This is a genomic window from Pseudonocardia yuanmonensis (genome assembly GCF_039542425.1).
Classification (GTDB): Bacteria; Actinomycetota; Actinomycetes; order Mycobacteriales; family Pseudonocardiaceae; genus Pseudonocardia; species Pseudonocardia yuanmonensis.
This window is the reverse complement of record NZ_BAABIC010000039.1, coordinates 1-21673: the sequence shown is the minus strand read 5'-3', so window position 1 is coordinate 21673 and position 21673 is coordinate 1. Positions and strand designations below refer to the sequence as shown.

20 protein-coding genes are annotated in these 21673 nt (G+C 73.7%); 16 read left to right on the top strand and 4 right to left on the bottom strand.

The annotated features are described in order from the left end of the window. Window positions 1-2 precede the first annotated feature (2 nt). The 6 genes from ABD990_RS33105 to ABD990_RS33080 all read left to right on the top strand — a co-directional run bounded on the left by ABD990_RS33105 (window position 3) and on the right by ABD990_RS33080 (window position 6116). Window positions 3-1013, top strand: a complete 1011-nt coding sequence (locus ABD990_RS33105) for a C40 family peptidase (RefSeq protein ID WP_345384759.1) — start codon at window positions 3-5, stop codon at window positions 1011-1013. Window positions 1014-1035: 22 nt separating this feature from the next. Then, complete coding sequence (locus ABD990_RS33100) at window positions 1036-1476, top strand: hypothetical protein (protein ID WP_345384758.1); 441 nt, start codon at window positions 1036-1038, stop codon at window positions 1474-1476. Window positions 1477-1762: 286 nt separating this feature from the next. After that, entirely contained in the window at window positions 1763-3634 is a 1872-nt protein-coding gene (gene dnaK, locus ABD990_RS33095; protein ID WP_345384757.1) for a molecular chaperone DnaK, read from the top strand. After that, on the top strand, window positions 3631-4365 hold the full coding sequence (gene grpE / locus ABD990_RS33090) for a nucleotide exchange factor GrpE (RefSeq protein WP_345384756.1): 735 nt from the start codon (window positions 3631-3633) through the stop codon (window positions 4363-4365). Before dnaK ends, grpE begins: the two co-directional genes overlap by 4 nt. 46 nt (window positions 4366-4411) lie before the next feature. After that, on the top strand, window positions 4412-5620 hold the full coding sequence (dnaJ, locus tag ABD990_RS33085; protein WP_345384755.1) for a molecular chaperone DnaJ: 1209 nt from the start codon (window positions 4412-4414) through the stop codon (window positions 5618-5620). Window positions 5621-5636: 16 nt separating this feature from the next. Beyond that, window positions 5637-6116 (top strand): heat shock protein transcriptional repressor HspR, encoded by a 480-nt coding sequence (locus ABD990_RS33080; protein ID WP_345384754.1) that lies wholly within the window; start codon window positions 5637-5639, stop codon window positions 6114-6116. A 38-nt stretch (window positions 6117-6154) separates the two neighbouring features. On the opposite strand, the gene ABD990_RS33075 is transcribed toward ABD990_RS33080, so the two are convergent. After that, entirely contained in the window at window positions 6155-6631 is a 477-nt protein-coding gene (locus tag ABD990_RS33075; RefSeq protein WP_345384753.1) for a hypothetical protein, read from the bottom strand. Window positions 6632-6815: 184 nt separating this feature from the next. Here ABD990_RS33075 and clpB point away from each other — a divergent pair, with 184 nt between their 5' ends. From clpB to pyrE, 7 genes are all read left to right on the top strand, one after another. Beyond that, window positions 6816-9428: an ATP-dependent chaperone ClpB gene (clpB, locus tag ABD990_RS33070; RefSeq protein ID WP_345384752.1), complete on the top strand. Its 2613-nt coding sequence runs from the start codon at window positions 6816-6818 to the stop codon at window positions 9426-9428. 78 nt (window positions 9429-9506) lie between these two features. Next, window positions 9507-9833 carry a YbaB/EbfC family nucleoid-associated protein gene (locus ABD990_RS33065; RefSeq protein WP_345384751.1) on the top strand — a complete coding sequence of 109 codons (327 nt, stop codon included), beginning with the start codon at window positions 9507-9509 and terminating at the stop codon, window positions 9831-9833. Then, the gene (locus tag ABD990_RS33060) at window positions 9830-10153 is read left to right on the top strand and encodes a type VII secretion target (RefSeq protein ID WP_345384750.1); all 324 of its coding nucleotides are present in this window, start codon (window positions 9830-9832) and stop codon (window positions 10151-10153) included. Before ABD990_RS33065 ends, ABD990_RS33060 begins: the two co-directional genes overlap by 4 nt. Next, a complete protein-coding gene (locus ABD990_RS33055) occupies window positions 10150-11070 on the top strand; it encodes a hypothetical protein (RefSeq protein WP_345384749.1) in 921 nt (306 codons plus the stop codon). Before ABD990_RS33060 ends, ABD990_RS33055 begins: the two co-directional genes overlap by 4 nt. 120 nt (window positions 11071-11190) lie before the next feature. After that, window positions 11191-11868 (top strand): type III secretion system chaperone family protein, encoded by a 678-nt coding sequence (locus ABD990_RS33050; protein WP_345384748.1) that lies wholly within the window; start codon window positions 11191-11193, stop codon window positions 11866-11868. Between the two features lie 27 nt (window positions 11869-11895). Beyond that, complete coding sequence (locus ABD990_RS33045; RefSeq protein ID WP_345384747.1) at window positions 11896-12666, top strand: SDR family NAD(P)-dependent oxidoreductase; 771 nt, start codon at window positions 11896-11898, stop codon at window positions 12664-12666. Between the two features lie 3 nt (window positions 12667-12669). Continuing rightward, window positions 12670-13254, top strand: coding sequence for an orotate phosphoribosyltransferase (pyrE, locus tag ABD990_RS33040; RefSeq protein WP_345384746.1), 585 nt, complete (start codon window positions 12670-12672; stop codon window positions 13252-13254). A gap of 90 nt (window positions 13255-13344) precedes the next feature. Here pyrE and ABD990_RS33035 read toward each other — a convergent pair whose 3' ends face one another. From ABD990_RS33035 to ABD990_RS33025, 3 genes are all read right to left on the bottom strand, one after another. Further along, the gene (locus ABD990_RS33035; RefSeq protein ID WP_345384745.1) at window positions 13345-14364 is read right to left on the bottom strand and encodes a hypothetical protein; all 1020 of its coding nucleotides are present in this window, start codon (window positions 14362-14364) and stop codon (window positions 13345-13347) included. Then, window positions 14364-15710, bottom strand: a complete 1347-nt coding sequence (locus ABD990_RS33030) for a DUF4142 domain-containing protein (RefSeq protein ID WP_345384744.1) — start codon at window positions 15708-15710, stop codon at window positions 14364-14366. The genes ABD990_RS33035 and ABD990_RS33030 overlap by 1 nt, the downstream gene beginning before the upstream one ends. A gap of 152 nt (window positions 15711-15862) precedes the next feature. Then, window positions 15863-17200 (bottom strand): ferredoxin reductase family protein, encoded by a 1338-nt coding sequence (locus tag ABD990_RS33025; RefSeq protein WP_345384743.1) that lies wholly within the window; start codon window positions 17198-17200, stop codon window positions 15863-15865. A 425-nt stretch (window positions 17201-17625) separates the two neighbouring features. On the opposite strand from ABD990_RS33025, the gene ABD990_RS33020 reads away from it, so the two are divergent. The 3 genes from ABD990_RS33020 (at window position 17626) to ABD990_RS33010 (ending at window position 21372) form a co-directional block, all read left to right on the top strand. Then, window positions 17626-18321, top strand: coding sequence for a hypothetical protein (locus ABD990_RS33020; RefSeq protein WP_345384742.1), 696 nt, complete (start codon window positions 17626-17628; stop codon window positions 18319-18321). Next, entirely contained in the window at window positions 18318-20750 is a 2433-nt protein-coding gene (locus ABD990_RS33015) for an AAA family ATPase (RefSeq protein ID WP_345384741.1), read from the top strand. The genes ABD990_RS33020 and ABD990_RS33015 overlap by 4 nt, the downstream gene beginning before the upstream one ends. Window positions 20751-20889: 139 nt before the next feature. Next, entirely contained in the window at window positions 20890-21372 is a 483-nt protein-coding gene (locus ABD990_RS33010) for an SDR family oxidoreductase (RefSeq protein WP_345384740.1), read from the top strand. Window positions 21373-21673: the final 301 nt, after the last annotated feature.

Below are 21673 nucleotides of genomic sequence, written 5' to 3'. Positions count from 1 at the left end.
CCGTGCGCCTGCTCCGGCCGCTGCGGCTGCTGCTGCCCTTCGTGGCGATCGGCGTCGCGCTCGTCGTCTTCCTGACGCTCGGTTTCCTCGCCTTCGCGCCCAACGCCGGCCAGCAGCGCCCCGACAGCGGGTGCGACGCCGGCATCGGGCCGATCGGGACGGTCGGCCGCGGGGGCGCGGCCGGGGCCACCATCGACACGCTGACGGACGAGCAGCGGCAGAACGCCGCCGCGATCATCGGCGTCGGCAAGGAGCTGCAGACGCCGCCGCGGGCCTGGCTGGTGGCGCTGGCGACGGCGATGCAGGAGTCGACGCTCCGGAACATCAACTACGGCGACCGGGACTCGCTCGGGCTGTTCCAGCAGCGGCCCTCGCAGGGCTGGGGGACGCCGGCCCAGGTCACCGACCCGAACTACAGCGCGCGCATCTTCTACGAACGGCTGCTGAAGGTGCCGGACTGGGAGGACCAGCCGGTCACCGTGGCCGCCCAGACCGTGCAGCGCTCCGCGTTCCCCAACGCCTACGCCAAGTGGGAGGGGCTCGCGGCGGACCTCGTCGAGCAGCTCGGGGACGTCACCGACCCGACCGGCTGCGGCAGCGGCTCGGCGGAGCTGCCGGCCGGGGTCGCGCGCACGGCCATCGAGTTCGCGCTCGGCGAGGTCGGCAAGCCGTACGTGTGGGGCGCGACCGGCCCGAACACCTACGACTGCTCGGGCCTGATGCTGCGGGCGTTCGAGAGGGCCGGGATCAAGCTCCCGCGCGTGTCCCGGGACCAGTACAGGGCCGGGGGGCATCTGCCGGTCCGCCAGGCCCAGCCCGGCGACCTGATGTTCTACGCCTACGACCGCAGCGACCCGCGGACGATCCACCACGTGTTCCTCTACCTGGGCAACGACCAGATGGTCGAGGCCCCCTACAGCGGGCAGAACGTCCGGGTGCAGCCCGTAAACTGGGACTACAAGGAGCTCGTGCCCCTCGCGACCCGCCCGGGCACCCCGTCCAACACCGCCTGAACCCTCCCCGGGAGCACGCACGATGGCCCGCCCGGACGCGTCCCGTCCGTCCCGCCCGCGCTCGACCACGCCGCTGGCCGACTACCTCGACCGCCCGGCCCCGGGGTCGGGGCCGGACTACCTGGTGGTGCCGCGCGGGCTCGCCGAGGCCATGCCGCTGCGCTGGCAGCAGGTGTTCGCCGGGCTGCTCGCCGACCTGCACGACGCCTACGGCCACCTGGACTGGCCGGACTACCGCGTGGTCCCGAGCCGCTGGGAGCTGCTGCGGGACCTCGACGAGGAGCAGCTGGCTGCGGCCGGGTACGTCGCCGACCTCGATCCCGAGGGCCGGCTGGAGTACCGGGACGCCACCGGCGAGGCGGTCGCCGACCCGGAGCACCACCGGGCCCTGGCGCCGGTGGCGGAGACGCTCCCGCGTCCGGGGGACGAGATCCCGCCGCCGCGCCCGGCACCAGCGTTGTAGGGGCCTCTACCCGTTTCTCGTCCCTCCGCTAGACACCGGGATATCCCGCGAGTCGGGCTGTCGGTTCCCGCGAGTCGCGGTGTGGCCTCCGCAACCCGCGGAAAGTTGAGTCGACCGGGAACAAGTCGGGTACGCCACCCGTTGGACCGGGCAGCAAGTTGAGTGAGCCAGGCTCAAGGCCGGGTTGACGGCGGACGCCTCGATCGCCCAAACTTGAGCCGGATCCGCTCAACGGCGGTACGGAACCCGACAGTTCTACACAGTGTTCGACACGGAGGCACACACCATGGCTCGTGCGGTCGGTATCGACCTCGGGACCACCAACTCCGTCGTCTCCGTCCTGGAGGGCGGGGAGCCGACGGTGATCGCCAACTCCGAGGGCTCCCGCACCACGCCCTCGGTGGTGGCGTTCGCGCGCAACGGCGAGGTCCTCGTCGGCCAGTCCGCCAAGAACCAGGCCGTCACCAACGCGGACCGCACGTTCCGCTCGGTGAAGCGGTTCATCGGCTCGGACTGGACGACCCCCGAGATCGACGGGAAGACCTACGCCGCGCAGGAGATCAGCGCCCGCGTGCTGCAGAAGCTCAAGCGGGACGCGGAGGCGTACCTGGGCGAGCCCGTCACCGACGCGGTCGTCACCGTCCCGGCGTACTTCGAGGACGCGCAGCGCCAGGCCACCAAGGAGGCCGGTCAGATCGCGGGCCTCAACGTCCTGCGCATCGTCAACGAGCCCACCGCGGCCGCGCTGGCCTACGGGCTCGACAAGGGCGAGACCGAGCAGACGATCCTCGTCTTCGACCTCGGCGGCGGCACCTTCGACGTCTCGCTGCTGGAGATCGGCGACGGCGTCGTGGAGGTCAAGGCCACCAACGGCGACAACCACCTCGGTGGCGACGACTGGGACGAGCGGATCGTGACCTGGCTCGTCGACAAGTTCAAGGGCAGCCACGGCATCGACCTGACCAAGGACAAGATGGCGATGCAGCGGCTCCGCGAGGCCGCGGAGAAGGCCAAGATCGAGCTCTCGAGCTCCTCGAGCGCCACGATCAACCTGCCCTACATCACCGTCGACGCCGACAAGAACCCGCTGTTCCTCGACGAGACGCTGTCCCGCGCCGAGTTCCAGCGCATCACCTCGGACCTGCTCGACCGCACCCGCGCGCCGTTCAACCAGGTGATCAAGGACGCCGGCATCTCGCTCGGCGACATCGACCACGTGGTGCTCGTCGGCGGCTCGACCCGCATGCCGGCCGTCACCGAGCTCGTCAAGGAGCTGACCGGCGGCAAGGAGCCGAACAAGGGCGTCAACCCGGACGAGGTCGTCGCCGTCGGCGCCGCGCTGCAGGCCGGTGTCCTGCGCGGTGAGGTCAAGGACGTCCTGCTGCTCGACGTCACCCCGCTGTCCCTGGGCATCGAGACCAAGGGCGGCGTGATGACCAAGCTGATCGAGCGCAACACCACGATCCCGACCAAGAAGTCCGAGATCTTCACGACGGCGGACGACAACCAGCCGTCCGTGCAGATCCAGGTCTACCAGGGCGAGCGCGAGATCGCGGCCTACAACAAGAAGCTCGGCATGTTCGAGCTGACCGGGCTCCCGCCGGCCCCGCGCGGCGTGCCGCAGATCGAGGTCTCCTTCGACATCGACGCCAACGGCATCGTGAAGGTCTCCGCGGTCGACAAGGGCACCGGCAAGAGCCAGGACATGACCATCACCGGTGGGTCGGCCCTGTCCAAGGACGAGATCGACCGGATGATGCGCGAGGCCGAGCAGCACGCCGAGGAGGACAAGAAGCGGCGTGAGGAGGCCGAGGTCCGCAACCAGGCCGAGACCCTCGTCTACCAGACGGAGAAGTTCGTCAAGGACAACGAGGACAAGGTCCCGGCGGACGTCAAGGACTCGGTGAACGCCGCCGTCGGCGAGGTGCAGGAGGCCCTCAAGGGCACCGACACCGCCGCGATCAAGTCCGCGATGGAGAAGCTGGCCACCGAGTCGCAGAAGCTCGGCCAGGCCCTCTACCAGCAGCCGGGCGCCGACGGTGCCCCCGGCGGCGCGACCGGTGGGAACCCGGGCACCGGCGCCACGGGCCAGCAGGCCGGCGCGGACGACGTGGTGGACGCCGAGATCGTCGACGACGAGGAGAAGAAGGACAAGTGAGCACCCCGTACGGATCCGACCGTAGGCCGGGCCCGGAGGGGGAGCAGGAGGAGCCGGTCCGCGTGCGCGACCGGCGCCGGATCGACCCCCTGACGGGGGAGGTCCGGTCCTCGGCCGACGTCGGCAGCCAGCAGGCTGCCGGCGCCCCGGCCGGGGCCGCCCCCGCGGGTGAGCCCGAGCCCGAGATCCAGCTGGACGACCCGCGGATCGCCGATCTCGAGAAGCAGCTCGAGGAGCGCACGGCGGACCTGCAGCGCGTCTCGGCCGAGTACGCCAACTACCGGCGCCGGGTGGACCGGGACCGGGAGGGCGTGGTCGTGGCCGCCCGGGTCTCGTTCGTGTCCGACCTGCTGACCGTTCTCGACGACATCGAGCGCGCCGAGCAGCACGGCGACCTGAACGGCCCGTTCAAGTCGGTGGCGGACAAGGTCGTCGGCGTGGCGACCGGCCTCGGGCTCGAGGCCTTCGGCACCACCGGCGAGCTGTTCGACCCGGCGATGCACGAGGCCGTCCAGCACGAGCCGGCCGACGCCCCCGGCCGGACGGTCACCGTGCTCACGGCGGTGCTGCGGCGCGGCTACCGCATGGCGGACCGCGTGCTGCGGCCCGCGATGGTCACCGTCGCGGACCGGCCGGAGTCCGAGGTGCCGGCGGCCGGCGAGGTGCCGCAGGCGCCGGCCGGCGAGCCGGGCCCGGCGCCGTCGCCGGACGAGCCGACCAACCCCGCCTGAGCCGGGCGCTCGGGCACCACGAAGAGACACACCGGAAGGAGGCGGGATGACCCAGCGCGACTGGATCGAAAAGGATTTCTACCGTGAGCTGGGCGTCTCGTCCACGGCGTCGGACTCGGACATCAAGAAGGCGTACCGCAAGCTCGCCCGTGAGCTGCACCCGGACGCCAACCCGGGGGACGCCGCGGCCGAGGCCCGGTTCAAGGCCGTCTCCGAGGCCTACGGCGTGCTCTCCGACCCGGAGAAGCGCACGGAGTACGACGAGACCCGCAAGCTGTTCGCCGGCGGCGGGTTCGCCGGTGGCTTCCCGGGCGGCCAGGGCTTCCCGGGCGGGTTCTCCGGCACGGGCGGCGCCCAGGGGTTCGACCTGGGCGACCTGTTCGGGCAGGGGACCGGCTCGGGGGGCGCCGGTGGTCTCGGCGACCTGTTCGGCAACCTGTTCGGCACCCGCGGCGGGGGCGGCGGCGCCGGGGGCTTCTCCGGCGGCCAGCGCCCGCAGAAGGGTGCGGACGTCGAGAGCAGGCTGACGATCCCGTTCGAGGACGCGGTGCGCGGCACCACGATGACGCTGAACATCTCCTCGCCCGGGACCTGCGACACCTGCCACGGCTCCGGGGCGAGGCCCGGCACCGGCTCCCACACGTGCCCCATCTGCGGCGGCGCGGGCGTGGTCAGCCGGAGCCAGGGGGCGTTCGCCTTCTCCGAGCCCTGCCGCGACTGCCGCGGCACCGGCCGGGTCGTCGACGAGCCCTGCCCGGAGTGCGGGGGCGACGGCGTGAGCACGAAGGTTCGCACGCTGACCGTCCGCGTGCCGGCGGGGGTCGACGACGGGCAGCGCATCCGGTTGCCCGGCAAGGGCGAGCCGGGCCGCTTCGGCGGTCCGCCCGGGGACCTCTACGTGCGGATGAGCGTCACGCCGCACCGGATCTTCGGGCGCTCGGCGAAGAACCCGAACGATCTCACCCTGAAGGTGCCGGTGACCTTCCCCGAGCTCGTCCAGGGTGCGACGCTGACCGTGCCGACGCTCGACTCGACGGTGTCGCTCAAGATCCCCGCGGGGACGCAGAGCGGCCGGACCTTCCGGGTCCGCGGGCGCGGCGTGCAGGCGAAGAAGGGCGCCGGCGACCTCCTGGTCACGGTCGAGGTCGCGATCCCGCAGCGGCTGGACGAGGCCGCGGCGACGGCGCTGCAGGAGTACGCGGACGCGACGAAGGCGATCGACCCGCGGGCCGAGCTGCTCGCGGGCGACCGGTGAGATGAGGTGAGGGGACATGCCGAACCGTGACGACCGGGGCGGCGGCCCCGAGGGCGCGCTGCCGCCCGGCGCGGGGCAGGACACCCCCGTCTTCGTCATCTCCATCGCCGCCGAGCTGTCGGGGCTGCACGCGCAGACCCTGCGCAGCTACGACCGGCTGGGGCTGGTGAGCCCCGGCCGGTCGCCCGGTGGCGGCCGGCGCTACTCGGCCCGCGACATCGCGCTGCTGCGCGAGGTGCAGCGGCTCTCCCAGGAGGAGGGCGTGAACCTCGCCGGGGTCAAGCGGATCATCGAGCTGGAGCAGCTGGTCGACCAGCTGCGTTCCCGGATCGAGGAGCTGACCGAGGAGCTGGCGGCCGCGCACGCGGCGGCCGAGCAGGCGGCCGCGATGGTGCACCAGAGCTACCGCCGCGACCTGGTCCCCACGGAGCGGGGGGCGCAGGTCGTGGTGTGGAAGCCGCGGGCCCCGCGCCGCCGTACCGACCCGCAGGACTGAGGGAGATGTGCCGGACCCCGTACCGGGTGGTGCGGGGTTCAGCCGTTCTCGGGGGCGCCCTCGCGGGAGGCCTCGATCTCCCGCTCGACGTCCTCGTACGGGCGCCGCGCCACGGTCGCGCCCGGCAGCCTCGCCTCGAGCAGCCCGGGGTCCGGCTCGTCGACGTCGGCGATCACGGCGGTGCCGCCGGCCGGCACCCGCCGCGCGAGGTGCCCGATCGCGAGCTCCTCCGGGGTCTGCTCGGCGGCGCCGTAGAGGGAGACCAGCTGGTTGCCGAACAGCAGCGTGTCGATCGGGCCGAGGAGGAGCGTGACCAGGGCGCCGAGGCGGGGGTGCTTGTCGGTGAAGGACACCGCGTCGCCCGTCTCGTGGTCGAGGGACAGCTTTCCCTCGGCGCCGCGGTGCACGATCGCCGCCGCGCGCAGCTCCAGCGAGCCCGCGCCGTCGAGCGCGCCGAGCACGTCGAGCACCTCCCGGGGCTCGGCACCGGTCACCACCACGACGTTCTCTGCCATGCGCTGCACGCTAGCGCGCCGATCATGGTCGCGCCCCCGTCGCGACGGCCCGCCGGGCAGCGCCGGGACCGCGATGCGTAAACTTCTGCGTATTGAGTGGAACAGACTCAACTTTCCTGCCGTTGAGGAGTACGACAGGGCACGGTGAGTGCCCGGAGACCGCACGATCCGAGGAGACACGGGGATGGATTCCTTCAACCCCACCACCAAGACCCAGCAGGCGATCTCGGCCGCCGCGCAGGCCGCCGCGCTGGCCGGCAACCCGGACGTCGGTCCCACCCACCTGCTCGGCGCCTTGCTGGCCCAGGGGGACGGGATCGCCGCTCCGCTGCTCGCCGCCGTCGGCGCCGACGCCGCGGCCGTGCGCACCGAGCTGACCCAGCTCGGCAACCGGCTCCCGTCGGCCTCCGGCTCGACGGTCGCCGCGCCCCAGCTCAACCGCGAGGCCATGGCCGCGATCACCGCGGCCCAGCAGCTCGCCACCGAGATGGGCGACGAGTACGTCTCCACCGAGCACCTCCTCGTCGGCCTGGCCGACAAGGGCGGCCCGGTGGCCCAGCTGCTGCGCCGGCACGGCGCCACCCCCGAGGCGCTGCGCGACGCGTTCGGCAAGGTCCGCGGCACGTCGCGGGTGACCAGCCCGGACCCCGAGGGCACCTACCAGGCGCTGGAGAAGTACGGCCAGGACCTGACCGCGCGCGCCCGAGAGGGCAAGCTCGACCCCGTCATCGGGCGGGACACCGAGATCCGCCGCGTGGTGCAGGTGCTGTCCCGGCGCACCAAGAACAACCCGGTGCTGATCGGCGAGCCCGGCGTCGGCAAGACCGCGATCGTCGAGGGCCTGGCCCAGCGGATCGTGGCGGGCGACGTCCCGGAGTCGCTGCGCGGCAAGCGCGTCGTGGCCCTGGACCTGGGCTCGATGGTCGCCGGCGCGAAGTACCGCGGTGAGTTCGAGGAGCGGCTCAAGGCCGTCCTGAAGGAGATCACGGACTCGGCCGGCGAGATCATCACCTTCATCGACGAGCTGCACACCATCGTCGGCGCCGGCGCGACCGGCGAGGGCGCGATGGACGCCGGCAACATGATCAAGCCGATGCTCGCCCGCGGCGAGCTGCGGATGGTCGGCGCCACCACGCTGGACGAGTACCGCCAGCACATCGAGAAGGACCCGGCCCTGGAGCGCCGCTTCCAGCAGGTGCTGGTGGGCGAGCCGAGCGTCGAGGACACCGTCGGAATCCTGCGCGGCCTCAAGGAGCGCTACGAGGTGCACCACGGCGTGCGGATCACGGACGCCGCCCTCGTCGCCGCGGCCACGCTCTCGGACCGCTACATCACCGCCCGCTTCCTCCCGGACAAGGCCATCGACCTGGTCGACGAGGCCGCGTCCCGGCTCCGGATGGAGATCGACTCCCGCCCCGTCGAGATCGACACCGTCGAGCGCTCGGTGCGCCGGCTGGAGATCGAGGAGATGGCGCTGGCCAAGGAGTCCGACGAGGCGTCCAAGGAGCGGCTGTCGGCCCTGCGCGCCGAGCTCGCCGAGCAGCGCGAGGAGCTCTCCGCGCTGACCGCCCGCTGGCAGAACGAGAAGAACGCCATCGAGGCCACCCGCGAGCTCAAGGAGCAGCTGGAGCAGCTGAAGGGCGAGTCGGAGCGCGCCGAGCGGGACGGCGACCTCGGCCGGGCCGCCGAGCTGCGCTACGGCCGCATCCCGCAGCTGGAGAAGGAGCTCGCCGAGAAGACCGCCGTCGTGGAGCGCCACGAGGAGGTCATGCTCAAGGAGGAGGTCGGGCCGGACGACGTCGCGGACGTCGTGAGCGCCTGGACCGGCATCCCCGCCGGCCGGATGCTCGAGGGCGAGACCGCCAAGCTCCTGCGCATGGAGGACGAGCTGGGCAAGCGGGTCGTCGGGCAGTCCGAGGCAGTGCGCGCGGTGTCGGACGCGGTGCGTCGGGCCCGGGCGGGGATCGCGGACGAGAACCGGCCCACCGGCTCGTTCCTGTTCCTCGGCCCCACCGGCGTCGGCAAGACCGAGCTGGCCAAGGCGCTGGCCGAGTTCCTGTTCGACGACGAGCGGGCCATGGTCCGTATCGACATGAGCGAGTACTCGGAGAAGCACTCCGTGGCCCGGCTCGTCGGTGCCCCGCCCGGCTACGTCGGTTACGACCAGGGCGGCCAGCTCACCGAGGCCGTGCGGCGCCGCCCCTACACGGTGGTGCTGCTCGACGAGGTGGAGAAGGCCCACCCGGACGTCTTCGACACCCTGCTGCAGGTGCTCGACGACGGGCGGCTGACGGACGGCCAGGGCCGGACCGTCGACTTCCGGAACACCATCCTGGTGCTGACCTCGAACCTGGGCAGCCAGGCGATCGCGAACCCGGCGCTCGACGACCAGGGCCGCAAGGACGCCGTCATGTCGGTGGTGCGCGGGCACTTCAAGCCCGAGTTCCTCAACCGGCTCGACGACGTGGTGGTCTTCCACGCGCTGTCGACCGAGGAGCTCACGCACATCGTCGACATCCAGCTCGACGTGCTGCGGCGGCGGCTGGCGAGGCGCCGGCTCACCCTGGAGGTGTCCGACGGCGCCCGCGAGTGGCTGGCGCTGAACGGGTTCGACCCGGTGTTCGGCGCCCGTCCGCTGCGCCGGCTGGTGCAGTCGGCCATCGGCGACCAGCTCGCGAAGGAGCTGCTGTCGGGCGCGGTGCGCGAGGGCGACGTCGTGCGCGTCGACCTCGACCCGACGGCCGAGGGCGGCACCGGCGGCCTGATCGTCGGGCGGGGTGTGCCCGCCGCCGTCTGACGGGCACACCGTTGACGATCGTGAAGTGATCGTCCGAAGCGCCGTGGGCGCGGACCGTGGTCCCTACGGTCCGCGCCCATGAGTGTTCCCAGCAGCCGTGTGCTCAGCGACGGGCAGGTCTGGCTCGCCGACTACCGCCGCCGCATCGAGGAGCTGCGCGGGCGCGCCGAGCGTGCGCAGGCCGAGATCGCGGCCTTGAGCGCCACCGCCGCGAGTCCCGACGGAGCCGTGCGGGCCACGGTGGACAGCACCGGCACGCTGACCGGGCTGGCGTTCGGGCCGGCCGCGGACGGCCTGGGCCGCGGCCTGCTGGCCGAGCTGGTGGTGGCGACGACCGCGAGCGCCGCCGCCGAGGTCTCCCGCCGGGCCACGGCGGCCCTCGGTCCGCTGCTGGAGCAGCGGTGAGCAGCGTGGTCGAGGGGTTCGCGGTGGACCCGGCGGCGCTGGAGGCGCACGCCGCCGCGCTCGACGCGGCCGAGCGCCGGCTCGCGGGCGGCGCGCCGGGGCCCGCAGCCCTGTCCGCGGACGCGTTCGGGCTGGTCGGGCGGCTGTTCGCGGCCGCGGCGACCGAGGCCGCGGGCGCCGGGGTCGCCGCCCTGGAGGCGGCCCGGCGGAGGCTGGTCGCCGCCGCCGCGAGCGCCCGGGAGGCGGCCGCGGCCTACCGGGAGGCGGACCTGGCGGCGGCCCTGGAGCTGGAGCGGGCGGCCGGGCCCGGATCGTCGTGACCGGCCCGGCGGGCGCACCCGATCCGGCCTTCGTCCCCACCCCCGCCCAGCCGCCGGGGACGTTCGACGGCGCGGGCCTGGCGTCGAGCGTCGCCGACCTCGCCGCCGCGGCGGCCGGGGCGGACCGGCCCGACCCGGCGGCCCTGGCGTGGACCGCGGCGGGTGCGGGGCTCGACGCGCTGGGCTTCCTCGCCGATCCCTTCGGCGAGATCGCAACGGCCGGAATCGGTGCGCTGATCGAGCACGTCGGGTTCCTGCGCGAGCCCCTCGACCGGCTCGCCGGGAACCCGGCCGAGATCGTCGCGCGGGCGACCGACTGGCACCGCGGGGCCACGGCCGTCGCCGCCGAGGCGGCCGCCCGGGCCCGCCCGGACCTCGGGGCATGGACCGGCCCGGCCGCCGGGGCCGCCCGCGCCGCCGCCGGGTGGGACGCCGCTGCGCTCGCCGGTGTCGCCACCGACTGCGCGTCCGTGGCCGACCGGCTGCTGGAGGTCGGCGCGACGGTCGGCGCGGAGCGGGCGCTGATCCGCGACACGGTGGCGGCCTTCCTCTGGGACCTCGCCCGGTGGGCGCTCGCCTCGATCGCGAGTGCGGGCGTCCTCACCCCGCTCGCCGCGGCCTCCGCCATCGGCGAGGCCGCCACGCTCGCCACCCGGATCGCGGAGCGGGTCCGCGCACTGCTCGCGTGGTTGAACGAGGCAGGGGCCGGCCTCGGCGCGCTGCTCGCCTCGTTGTCGCAGGTCACGAGGTGGTACGCCGTACCGGCGGCGACCCGGGCCCTCGACCCCCTGGGCGGACCGGGGGACGCGCTGCTCGGCCTCGGGCGGGACGCCGTCGTCGAGACCGGCAAGGAGGGCGCGAAGGCCGACGGCGTGCGGGCGGGCTGGGCGGCGGGTCCGACGCGCCCGCCCGCGTGATCGGCGTCCGGTGGGTGCGCCCACCGTTCGGCGCCCGTCCGGCCACGTTCGCCCGTCTTCCCCGGACGGGTGATCGTGGCGTTCCCGCGCGTTCCGGGACCGCGGCGCTAGGGTCACCACGTGGGTGTTCCGTCGTGGGTCTGGTTCGTGATCGCCGTGGTCGCGCTGCTCGCCGGCGCCGCGCTGCTCCTCGCCGACCGCCGCGGCGGCGGAGCCCGGGAGCCGGGCGTGCGGGACCGCAGGCGGTGGGCCGCGCTGCACGACTGGGAGTACCTCGACAGCGACCCCGTGCTGCCGAGCCGCTGGCGCTACGGGACCGTGCAGAACGGCGGGCCGGGCATCGCCCGCAACCTCGCCAGCGGCACCGTCCCCACCCCGGAGGGCGGCCGGCACGGCTTCATCTTCGACCACGAGCAGCAGGGCCGGGTCAACGCCGTCGTCGTGGCGGTGCAGCTGCGCGAGGCCCTGCCCGCGGCCGTCGAGCTGCGGCTGCCGTCGGCCCCGCTCCCCGAGGCCGACGGCGCCGGCCTGGACCTGCTCGAGCCCGTCGGCGAGCGGTACTCCTTCGTCTCCGACGCCGAGGCCATCCGCCCGCTGCTCACCGACCGGGTGGCCGACGCCGCCGACGCGGTGGGCGACGACATCGAGCTGCTCTGGGCCGAGGACACCTGGGTCCTCGCGGCGGCGCCGGCCGACGTCACGCCGGAGCGCGGCCAGGACCTGCTCGCCGACCTCGCCGAGGTCGCGACCGCCCTCGAGCACGCGCTCGACGGCACACGCCACACGACGGGCAGCTGAGCCCCCGGGCCGACTAGTGTCGCCCGCGTGCCCTCCGTCCTGATCACCGGCGCCACCTCCGGCATCGGTGCCGCGTTCGCCGACCGGCTCGCCGCCGAGGGGCGCGACCTCGTGCTCGTCGCCCGCACCGTCGACCGGCTCGAGGAGGCGGCCGCGCGGTACCGCGAGGCGGGTGTGTCGGTGGAGGTCCTGCCCGCCGACCTGACCGCCCCGGACGAGCGCGCCCGCGTCGTGCGCCGGCTCGCCGACCCCGACCGCTCGCCGGTGGACCTGCTGGTCAACAACGCCGGCATGGGCCAGCGCGGGAGCTTCCTGGCCACCTCGCCCGAGGACCTGCAGACCCAGCACGACCTCAACGTCACCGCGGTGCTGCAGCTGACCCGCGCGGTCGTGCCGGGGATGGTCGACCGGGGCCGCGGCGCGGTCGTCAACGTCTCGAGCGTGGCCGGGTTCCTGCCGGGCAGCGGCTCGACCTACACCGCGGACAAGGCGTGGGTGACGGCGTTCACCGAGGGCGTGGCCGCGTCGCTGGCCGGCACCGGGGTGCGGGCGCTCGCGCTCTGCCCCGGGTTCGTCCGCACGGAGTTCCACGAGCGGGCCGGCATCGACGTCGGCGCGCGCACCGGGCCGCTGTGGCTCGACGCCGCCCGGGTGGTCGACGAGTGCCTCGCCGACCTCGCCGGCGGCCGCGTCGTGTCCGTCCCGAGCCTGCAGTACAAGGCGATCTCGTCGGTGGTGGGCGTGCTGCCGCGCCGCGTCGTCCGCCGGCTGGTCGCCACCTTCGACCGGGAGCGCTGAACCATGAGCACCGCCACCGACCCCACCGACGACACCGACCGCCTGCGGCTGGCCGAGCTCGTGCGCGAGCTCGGGGTCGTGCACGGGAAGGTCGTGCTGTCCTCGGGCCGCGAGGCCGACTACTACGTCGACCTGCGCCGGGTCACGCTGCACCACGAGGCCGCCCCGTTGGTCGGCCGGCTGCTGCGCACGCTCACCGCGGACTGGGGGTACGACGCCGTCGGCGGGCTGACCCTGGGCGCGGACCCGGTGGCCGACGCGGTGCTGCACGCCGCCGCGGCCGAGCGGGCCGCCGATCCCGCGGTCCCGCCGGTCGACGCGTTCGTGGTCCGCAAGTCGACCAAGGAGCACGGGCTCCAGCGGCTGATCGAGGGCCCGGACATCACGGGCCGGCCCGTCCTCGTCGTCGAGGACACCTCCACCACCGGGGGCTCGGTGCTGCAGGCCGTGCGCGCGGTGCGCGAGGCCGGGGCCACCGTCGTCGGCGTGGCGACCGTCGTCGACCGCGCCACCGGGGCCCGGGAGGCGATCGAGGCCGAGGGCGCGCCGTACCGCGCGCTCCTCGGCCTCGCCGACCTGGGGCTGTAGAGGTCCCGATCCCCGCCCGACCCGCCCCATTCCCGGCCGTCGTACCGGGTCTTCGGGTCGGCCGGGGACCGGAACCGGCCCCCGCCGGGGTCAGACGACCCGGATGCGGACCGAGTCGAAGGCCGGGGTCTGGTCGGCCCGCTCCATCATCGGGATGCGGTGCGAGCCGTCACCGGCCCAGGAGCTGCACTGGGCGATGCCCTTGGGCAGCCCCGTGACGTCGATGGTCACCGTGCTCTCGCCGGCGCCGCCCTTGTTGTCCTGGGTGGCCACGAAGAAGGCCGGCTTGTCGCCCGGGGCGGGCGCCCCGTCGACCGAGATCATCCGGCAGGCGGTGTGGAAGTGGCCGCGCTGGATGCCGTTCTCGTCGAGCAGCGAGCTCTCCAGGTAGTAGCCGCCCGCCGCCGCGCCGAGGAAGCGGTCGCGCTTCAGGTTGCGGGTGGTCACGTCGATGCTGAAGGGCTGGCCCTCGGCCACCTGCTGCGGGAACTCGGTGATCAGCAGGGACGGGTTCTGGTTCGCGTCGCCGACCTCGCCGAACGCCGTGGAGACGCAGCGGTCGCCCTTCTGGAACCCGTCGTGCGGCGGCAGGTCGCTCTCCGAGCAGTCGCGGGCCAGGACGTCCAGGCCGTTGATCTTCTCGCCGCCGGCCGCGTCGCCCTCGCCGGCGGCCTGCTCCTCGGCGGGAGCGTCCTCCTGGGCCGCGTCCTGCCCGTTCCCGTTCTGCGCGTTGTCCTGCCCGTCGCGGGCGTTGACCTCGGCCTGGTCCGCGCGGTTCTCCCCGCCGCGGCCCTGCTGCGGCGCCCCGGCCCCGGCACCGCCCTCGGCCTCGGCCTCGGCGCCGGCGGCCTCGTCCTCGGCGGTCGCCTCGGCCGAACCCTGCTGGTCCTCTTGGTCCTCCTGGTCGGCGACCGGCGCGGCGGCCTGCGCGCCCTGGCTGCCACCGGTGGTGATCCGGTCCGCGGCAGCCGCGTACCCGCAGGCCGTCGGGACCATGACCAGGGCGGCGGCCGCGGTGGTCAGCAGGACGCGACGGAGCCGGGCGGCCCGGGCGGTGCGCCCGACGCGCGGGGTCTCGGGGGTGTCTGGGGTGTCGGTCCGGGTTGCCATCAGCGGGTCATTCCTCGGGTCGTGGAGCGGGGGGAGCGGGCGGCCGGGTCGTACTCGTCGAGCCGGTGGCCGCCGGTGTCGGTCGTGCGCGGCACGCGGTGGCCGCCGGTCGTGTCGGCCCGGTCGGAACCGAGCAGGTCGTCGAAGCGGAACCCGCCGGAGTCACCGGCGCGGCGCCGCCGGTGCGGGCCGGTGTCCGAGACGGACGGGTAGCCGCCGGAGTCGCTGACGGCGGTCGCGGTGCGGGCCGTCGGGAAGCCACCGGAGTCGGCCGCGTTGCGGGCGCGGTGGCCACCGGTGGCGGACGCCGAGCGGGTGAGCCGGTGCCCACCCGTGTCGGCGCGGCGGAAGGCGCCGGTGTCGGACGCGTCGGCCTGCTCGGCGTCGGCCGTGCGGAAGCCGCCCGAGTCGTCGATCCGGAACCCCCCGCTGTTCGAGCCGCGGCGCCGGGCGGCGCGGTGGCCGCCGGTCGAGGTCGCGCCCGCGGCCTGCGCGGCGCCGCCCACCGGCAGCGGGGCGCGCTTGCCGCGCCGGCCCGAGGACGCCTCCCGCGGGGCCGGGATCGTGAGCACCGGGGCGGAGTGCAGGGCCGCGAGCTGACGGCCGGTGGCCGGGGCGGCGGGCGCGGGCGCCTTCTTCCGGCCGCGGCGGAGGGTGATCAGCAGGCCGATCGCGGCGGCGGCGCAGGCCACGAACACGATCGCGGGGACGATCATGTCGGCGGGCGAGGTGGCGCCGCTCAGCAGGCCGGGCGAGGGGGGCTCGGGCAGGGCCGAGTAGTCGACGAGGCCGGTGGCCTCCAGCATCGCGATGTGCCCGGTCACGTACTGGAACGCGGTGTCGGCGAACTGCCGGACGAGCTCGTTGCGGGTGCTGACCCGCACCTCGGCGATGACCGGCAGCACGTTCCCGTGGGCCTCGCGCACGATCTGCACCGCGACCCGGTCGTAGTCCGTGCCGGTGGTGTTCGTGATCTGGTTCATCCAGCCGATCTGCTGGTCCGTCGGCCGGCTCGGCAGCTGCACGCCCAGCTTGTCCGCGGTCTCGCGGTCGATCTGGTCCAGCACGGCGTGCTGCTCGGCCAGGTGCTGCCCGGTCTCGCGGACCTGCTGGTTGGTCGCCTGCTGGGACATCTGCTGTCCGGTCGGCGCCTCCCAGAGGCCGGCCTGCCGGACCTTGATCAGCAGGTCGCGGTCGGCGGGCCCGAGCGGGCCCCACTGGGTCTGCTGCCAGCCGCCGGTGCCGGGCGCGCCGGTCGTCCAGGACTGCAGGACGGACACCGTGACGGCGCCGAGGACGGCGACGAGCAGGGCCCAGCGCACGGAGCGCGGGATGCGGTGCAACATCGGTGGACCTTTCGGGGAGCGGCCCGTGGGGAGCGGGTGCGTGCCGGCTGCGAGGGGAAGCGTGGCCGGGTGGAGCGGAGCGACCGTCGGATCGTGCGGGTCGTGCGGGGTGGGTTCTCCGCCGGGCGGCACCGGCCGGCGGGTGGTCGGGGTCAGGCCATGTCGAACTGCTCGGTGTGGATGTGCTCGTCGTCGACGCCCATGACGGTCAGGGCGCCGTGCACGTCGGAGACCATCGACGGTGGCCCGCACAGGAAGTAGTCGTTGCGCGCGCTCACGTCGAGGGTGTTCAGCACGGTGGTCAGCAGCGCGACGTCGATCTCGCCGGTCGCGCCCGTCCAGGTCGCGGAGGGCCGGCGGAGGACCTCGGTGACCTCCAGGTCGAGATAGCGGCGCAGCATCGCGAGCTCGTCACGGAACAGCAGGTCACCGGTGTCGCGGGCGACGTAGATCAGTCGGTGGGGCCGCTGGTCGCCGCGGTCCGCGGCGGTGCGCAGCATGCTCATCATCGGGGTGATGCCCACGCCGCCGGCGATCAGGACCAGCCCGGCGGCGGGCACGTCGTCGCAGGTGAACGAGCCGTACGGGCCGTCGACCCACACCGACTCGCCGGGGCGCAGGTCGCGCACGCCGGTCGCGAAGTCGCCGGTGCCGCGGATGGTGAACTCGGTGTAGCGCGGGTCGTGCGCGCTGCTGGCGATCGTGAAGGGGTGTTCCTCGACGGCCGAGCGCTGCAACCGCACCCAGGCGAACTGGCCGGGCGAGAAACGCAGCCCCTCGCCGCCGTCGCGCGGGGACAGCACGAGCGTGGTCACCGTCGGGTTCTCCGCGCGCACCGCCTGGACGGCGAACTCGCCGCCCTGGTCGAGGACCGCCCGGCCCCACCACCGCATCGCGAACACGACCAGCACGAGCATGCCGAGCGCGGTGAGGATCGGCCCCATCACGGCGTCGAGGACCAGGTGCTGCAGCCAGAGCACGTGCAGCGTGGTGCCGCCCAGCACGAACACCGCCAGCATCACGTGCAGCCAGCGCCAGACCTCGTAGCGGAGGTTGAACTTCCGCTTCCAGACCGCCAGCACGACCAGCAGGACGATCGACACGGTCGCGGCGACGGCGGCGCGGGCCCGGTTCGGCGCGGTCGGCACCATCAGCAGCGCGACCTGGGTGGGGTTGGCGGCGATCACGGCCGCCAGGTGCACGAGGATCAGGACCGCGGAGAGGACGCCGAGCTGGCGGTGCAGCCCGACGACCGTCTCGATGCCGAAGGCCCGGGTCAGCCCGCGCAGCCGGGAGGGCAGCGCGGCGGTGCACACGAGTGCGGAGGCCGCCACGATCCCGGTCACGGAGGACAGCTGCCGCCACATGCCCATGGGCTCGGAGGTCAGCAGGTGCGCGAGCGCGGGTCCGGCCAGCACCACCAGCAGTGCCGTCACCCATGCCGCGCGGGCGCCCGCCGCCGGGGCCGCCGAGACCGTCGTCCTGTCCACGGCGAAGGACGGTAGGCAAGGCCCGCCCGAGGGAAACGGAAGCTTAAGGGCCCGCCGGGCGACGGCGCCCGGTGCGGGCCCGGCGGTCGACGACGGGCGCGAAGTTGCCCCGAACGCCGACCCAATTGCTCCGAACGCCGAGCAACCCCCTCAGATTCGGGCCGCGCGCAGGCCGGACGGTCGCCCACCGCCACCGCTCGCAGACCGACCGTGGCCACACGGCGCAGGGCGCGCGCGACGGGCCGTGCGCCCGCCCCCTCACCGCCCGTTGACCATGCCGCCCCTAGCGTGACCCGCGACGAACGCAGAGGTCACACTTCGGGCGGCGGGGAAACGTCTTCGCAACCTGAACGGTGCAATGTCGGGGACGTTTCGTGCCGCATACTCGAAGGTCACGGAAGAGTCACGGCGGGGGGAGGGCTTCCATGTCAGGACGAGCGGGGCGCCGGGCACGGCGTGGTCCCGCGCTGCTCGCGCCGGTGCTGCTGGCGACGGGGATGGTGGTCGCACTCCTCGCCGGCTGCGGGGCGCCCTCCTGGACCTACGTCACCAACTCGACCGACCGTACCTATCTGAAGGTGCCGACGTCGTGGAAGCAGGTCGACCCCGCGGAGCTGGAGAGCCAGCTCGGGGTCACCCCCGCGAAGGACTCCACCGAGGGGGTGTGGATCCAGGCGTACGACTCCGACGCGCGCCCCTCGCTCGACCACATCATCGGCGAGTCCGCGGAGTCGCCGGCAATCCTGGTGACGGTCCAGCCGATCCCGGAGAAGTCGCGCGGGCAGATCTCCCTCGACACGGTCCGTGACTTCATCTACCCGGTCTCCGACACGGCCCGCCAGACGATGCAGCTGGGCGGCCAGCAGAGCGGCCTCACCGGGTTCACGCTGCTCGGGGACGAGGTGCTCACCCCGGGCGACGGGATCCGCGGCGTGCACACGGTGTTCTCGTACCGGGTGAACGGCGGTGAGCCGCAGATCTTCGACCAGACCGGCTACCTCAACGACGACGCCAGCAAGCTGTATCTCGCGCTGGCCCGCTGCTCGGCGGACTGCTTCGAGAAGCGGCAGTCCGAGATCGACGGCGTCGTCTCCTCGTTCACGGTTCGGGAGGGCCCATGACCATCGTCGACGACCTCGGGTCACCGGGGCAGCCGGAGGGTCCGCCCCCGGAGCCGCCGGCGGCCCACGTGCCGCCGGCGGAGAGGGTCGAGCCGCGCCGCAAGAAGATGGCGCTGTGGGACCGCGGCAAGCTGCTGCTGCTGTTCGTGCTCGCGTTCCTGGTGATCGTGTGGTCGCAGGTCGCGGACAACCCGCTGATCACCTTCGCCGACGCGTTCCGCATCGAGACCGTCGAGTCGCAGTGGCTGCTCTGGCTCGCCGGGCTGGAGCTGCTGCGCCAGCTCCACTACCTCGTCTCCGAGCGGTGGTCGGCCTACCACGTCTTCTGGACGCGGAAGGTCTTCGGCGGCACCGACCGGGCACTGAAGAGACGCTTCTCGGACTGGACCCGCTTCCGGCTCGCGCGCGTCCTCAAGTGGGCCGCGCTGATCGTGCTGGTCGCCCTGGTCGCCGGGGCCGCGCTGGGCACCTCGCCCTTCCTCGCGATCTTCCAGGCGCCCGCGCTGATCTGGCAGGCGCTGCCGTTCATCTTCCAGCTGGCCTTCGCGTTCTTCTTCATCGCGTTCCAGTTCATCGGCCTGTTCTGGTTGCTGTCCCGGGGCGGCGTCGACACCTACTACCCGGACGACATCAAGACCAGGTTCTCCGACGTCTGGGGCCAGGACCACGTGGTCCAGCGGATCCGCGAGAACATCATGTTCCTGGAGAAGCCGGACGAGATCGAGGCCAAGGGCGGCTACGTCCCCGGCGGTCTCCTGCTCTGGGGCCCGCCCGGCACCGGTAAGACACTGATGGCCGAGGCGGTCGCGGGCGAGACCGGCAAGCCCTACGTCTTCGTCGACCCCGGCGCCTTCATCAACATGTTCATGGGCGTCGGCATCCTCAAGGTGAAGTCGCTGTTCCGGAAGCTGCGCAAGCTCTCGCTGCGCTACGGCGGCGTCATCGTCTTCTTCGACGAGGCCGACGCGCTGGGCAACCGCGGCACGCTGGCGTCGATCGGTCCGGGCGGGGGCGGCGGGCGCGGGTTCGGCCCGGCGCCCTTCCACGGCACGGGCTGTCACGGCTTCTCCTACCTGTCGCGGGACACCCGGTCGATGCTGTTCCGCGAGTCCCTGCGGACCGAACTGGCGTCGGCGCCCCCGGTCGAGGAGCGGCGCAGCCGGTTCGTCATGGGCGGCGCGATGAACGGCGGCGGCGGGGGCGGCATGGGCACGCTGCAGGCGCTGCTCACCGAGCTCTCCGGCCTGAAGAAGCCGCGCGGCCTGCTCAACCGGTGGGGCCGGCGGGCGCTGGGCATGCGGCCGAAGCCGCCGCCCAAGTACCGGATCCTGGTCATGATGGCCACGAACATGCCGGAGTCGCTCGACGAGGCGCTGCTGCGGCCGGGCCGCATCGACCGGATCTACCGGGTCGGCTACCCGTCGAAGGCCGGCCGGATCCGCACCTACCAGGGCTACCTGGACAGGGTGCCGCACGAGATCACGGACGAGCACCTCGACAAGCTCGCGACGATCACCCCGTACGCCACCGGCGCCACGATCAAGGACCTGGTCAACGAGGCCCTGATCACCGCGATCCGGGACGGCCGCGAGGTCATCACCTACCGCGACCTGATGAAGGCCAAGCAGCTCAAGGAGCTCGGCCCGCCCGAGGACGTCGAGTACATCGAGCGGGAGCGGCACGCCGTCGCCGTGCACGAGGGCTGCCACGCCGTCGTCGCCTTCCGGGTGCGCGAGCACATGGAGATCGACCTGGCGACGATCGAGAAGGGCAGCGACTACCTGGGCATGGTCGCGAGCATCCCGCCGGAGGACCAGTTCACCCGGTGGCGCTCGGAGTACGAGGCCGACATCCTCGTGTCCCTGGCCTCGCTGGCGGGCGAGCGGATGTTCTTCGACGGCGACAGCTCGTCGGGCGTGTCCGGCGACCTCGAGTCCGCGACCACGGTGGCCTCGTTCATGGAGGGTTTCTGGGGCATGGGGTCGACGGTGTCGTCGTACTCCTCGGCCCGGCGGCTCGAGGTCGGCGCGCCGGGCGGCGGCAGGGGCGCCCCGGGCAAGGACGGCAGCACCGAGGAGGTGCTCCGCCGGGCGCTCGCCGACCGGATCGAGGACCACCTCGACACGCTGCTCGACAAGGCCGCGGAGATCCTCGCCGAGAACCGCTCGGCGGTGCTCGCCATCGCGCACGCGCTGGAGACGCACAAGACGCTCACCGGCGAGGACGTCGAGGCGGTGCTGACCGGGCGCCAGGGCCCCACGATCGACGGCCGCATCTACGCCGACCCGGACTTCCTGGCCCAGCTGGAGGAGTACCACGCCGCGGCGGCGGGCGCGCACCGCGCCCACGCACCCGTCCGGCTGGCGCTGCCGGCGATCCGGGACCGGGAGGAGGGCAGCTCGGCGGCGGCCACGCCCCCGCCCGCCTGACCGGCACGAACGGACGGCACCCTCGCTCGCACGGACGGGCAGGGTGCCGTTCGCGTTCTCGGGGGTGGAACTCCGTACGGTGTACTGATAAACATCTCCGTCCGCCGTACCGAGACTGGGGGAGGTCATCACGATCCTGGTGACGGGCGCGACGGGGAACATCGGGCGGAAGGTCGTCGACCACCTGGTGGCGGCCGGGGCGCCGGAGGTCCGTGCACTCACCGTGAACCCGGCGAGGGCCGCGCTGCCGGCCGGGGTCGAGGTCGTGCGGGGATACCTGCGCAGGCCGATGGAGAACACGCTCACCTGGGCGCCGGAGATCATCGCCACGGGCGCGGTGCACGAGCCGTACCCGGAGGGCCGGAGCACCCCGATCGCGATGGACGACATCGCGCGGGTGGCCGCCGCGGCCCTGACCTCCGAGGGCCACGAGGGCCGGTCGTACACGCTCACCGGTCCGGAGGTCCTCTCCCGCGTCGACCTGGCGTGCGGATCGGCGCGGCCCTCGGTCACCCGGTGCGGTTCGAGAAGGTCAGCCGGGACGAGGCGGTCTCGACGCTCGCGCCGACGATGGGCGCGGAGGCGGAGTGGTACGTCGACACGATCCTCGCCGGCTCGGTGACCTGGCCCGTACAGGTCTCGCCGGCCGTCGAGGAGATCACCGGCCGGCCCGCCACCACCTTCGCGGACTGGGCGGCGCAGAACGCGTCGGCCTTCCGCGGAAACTCTCGAAGCGGAAACTCCCGAAGCCGAGGGCCCCGAAGCCGAGAGCGCGAGTCGCGCTCCGGCTTCGCGACTCATGTAAGTAGCTCCGGGACTTGATCGGCTCGGGGTTCTCGGGTTGCATGCGCATCCCGGCTGGTCCGGTGGGTGGCGTCGAGTTCGGCTCTGAGGGTGGACGTGCTGTTCATGCCTTGCTCCGC

Coding starts and splice junctions, on each gene's coding strand:
- ABD990_RS33100 (WP_345384758.1), top strand. CDS start 1,036: ATGGCCCGCCCGGACGCGTCCCGTCCGTCCCGCCCGCGCTCGACCACG.
- dnaK (WP_345384757.1), top strand. CDS start 1,763: ATGGCTCGTGCGGTCGGTATCGACCTCGGGACCACCAACTCCGTCGTC.
- dnaJ (WP_345384755.1), top strand. CDS start 4,412: ATGACCCAGCGCGACTGGATCGAAAAGGATTTCTACCGTGAGCTGGGC.
- ABD990_RS33080 (WP_345384754.1), top strand. CDS start 5,637: ATGCCGAACCGTGACGACCGGGGCGGCGGCCCCGAGGGCGCGCTGCCG.
- ABD990_RS33075 (WP_345384753.1), bottom strand. CDS start 6,631: ATGGCAGAGAACGTCGTGGTGGTGACCGGTGCCGAGCCCCGGGAGGTG.
- clpB (WP_345384752.1), top strand. CDS start 6,816: ATGGATTCCTTCAACCCCACCACCAAGACCCAGCAGGCGATCTCGGCC.
- ABD990_RS33065 (WP_345384751.1), top strand. CDS start 9,507: ATGAGTGTTCCCAGCAGCCGTGTGCTCAGCGACGGGCAGGTCTGGCTC.
- pyrE (WP_345384746.1), top strand. CDS start 12,670: ATGAGCACCGCCACCGACCCCACCGACGACACCGACCGCCTGCGGCTG.
- ABD990_RS33035 (WP_345384745.1), bottom strand. CDS start 14,364: ATGGCAACCCGGACCGACACCCCAGACACCCCCGAGACCCCGCGCGTC.
- ABD990_RS33030 (WP_345384744.1), bottom strand. CDS start 15,710: ATGTTGCACCGCATCCCGCGCTCCGTGCGCTGGGCCCTGCTCGTCGCC.
- ABD990_RS33020 (WP_345384742.1), top strand. CDS start 17,626: ATGTCAGGACGAGCGGGGCGCCGGGCACGGCGTGGTCCCGCGCTGCTC.
- ABD990_RS33015 (WP_345384741.1), top strand. CDS start 18,318: ATGACCATCGTCGACGACCTCGGGTCACCGGGGCAGCCGGAGGGTCCG.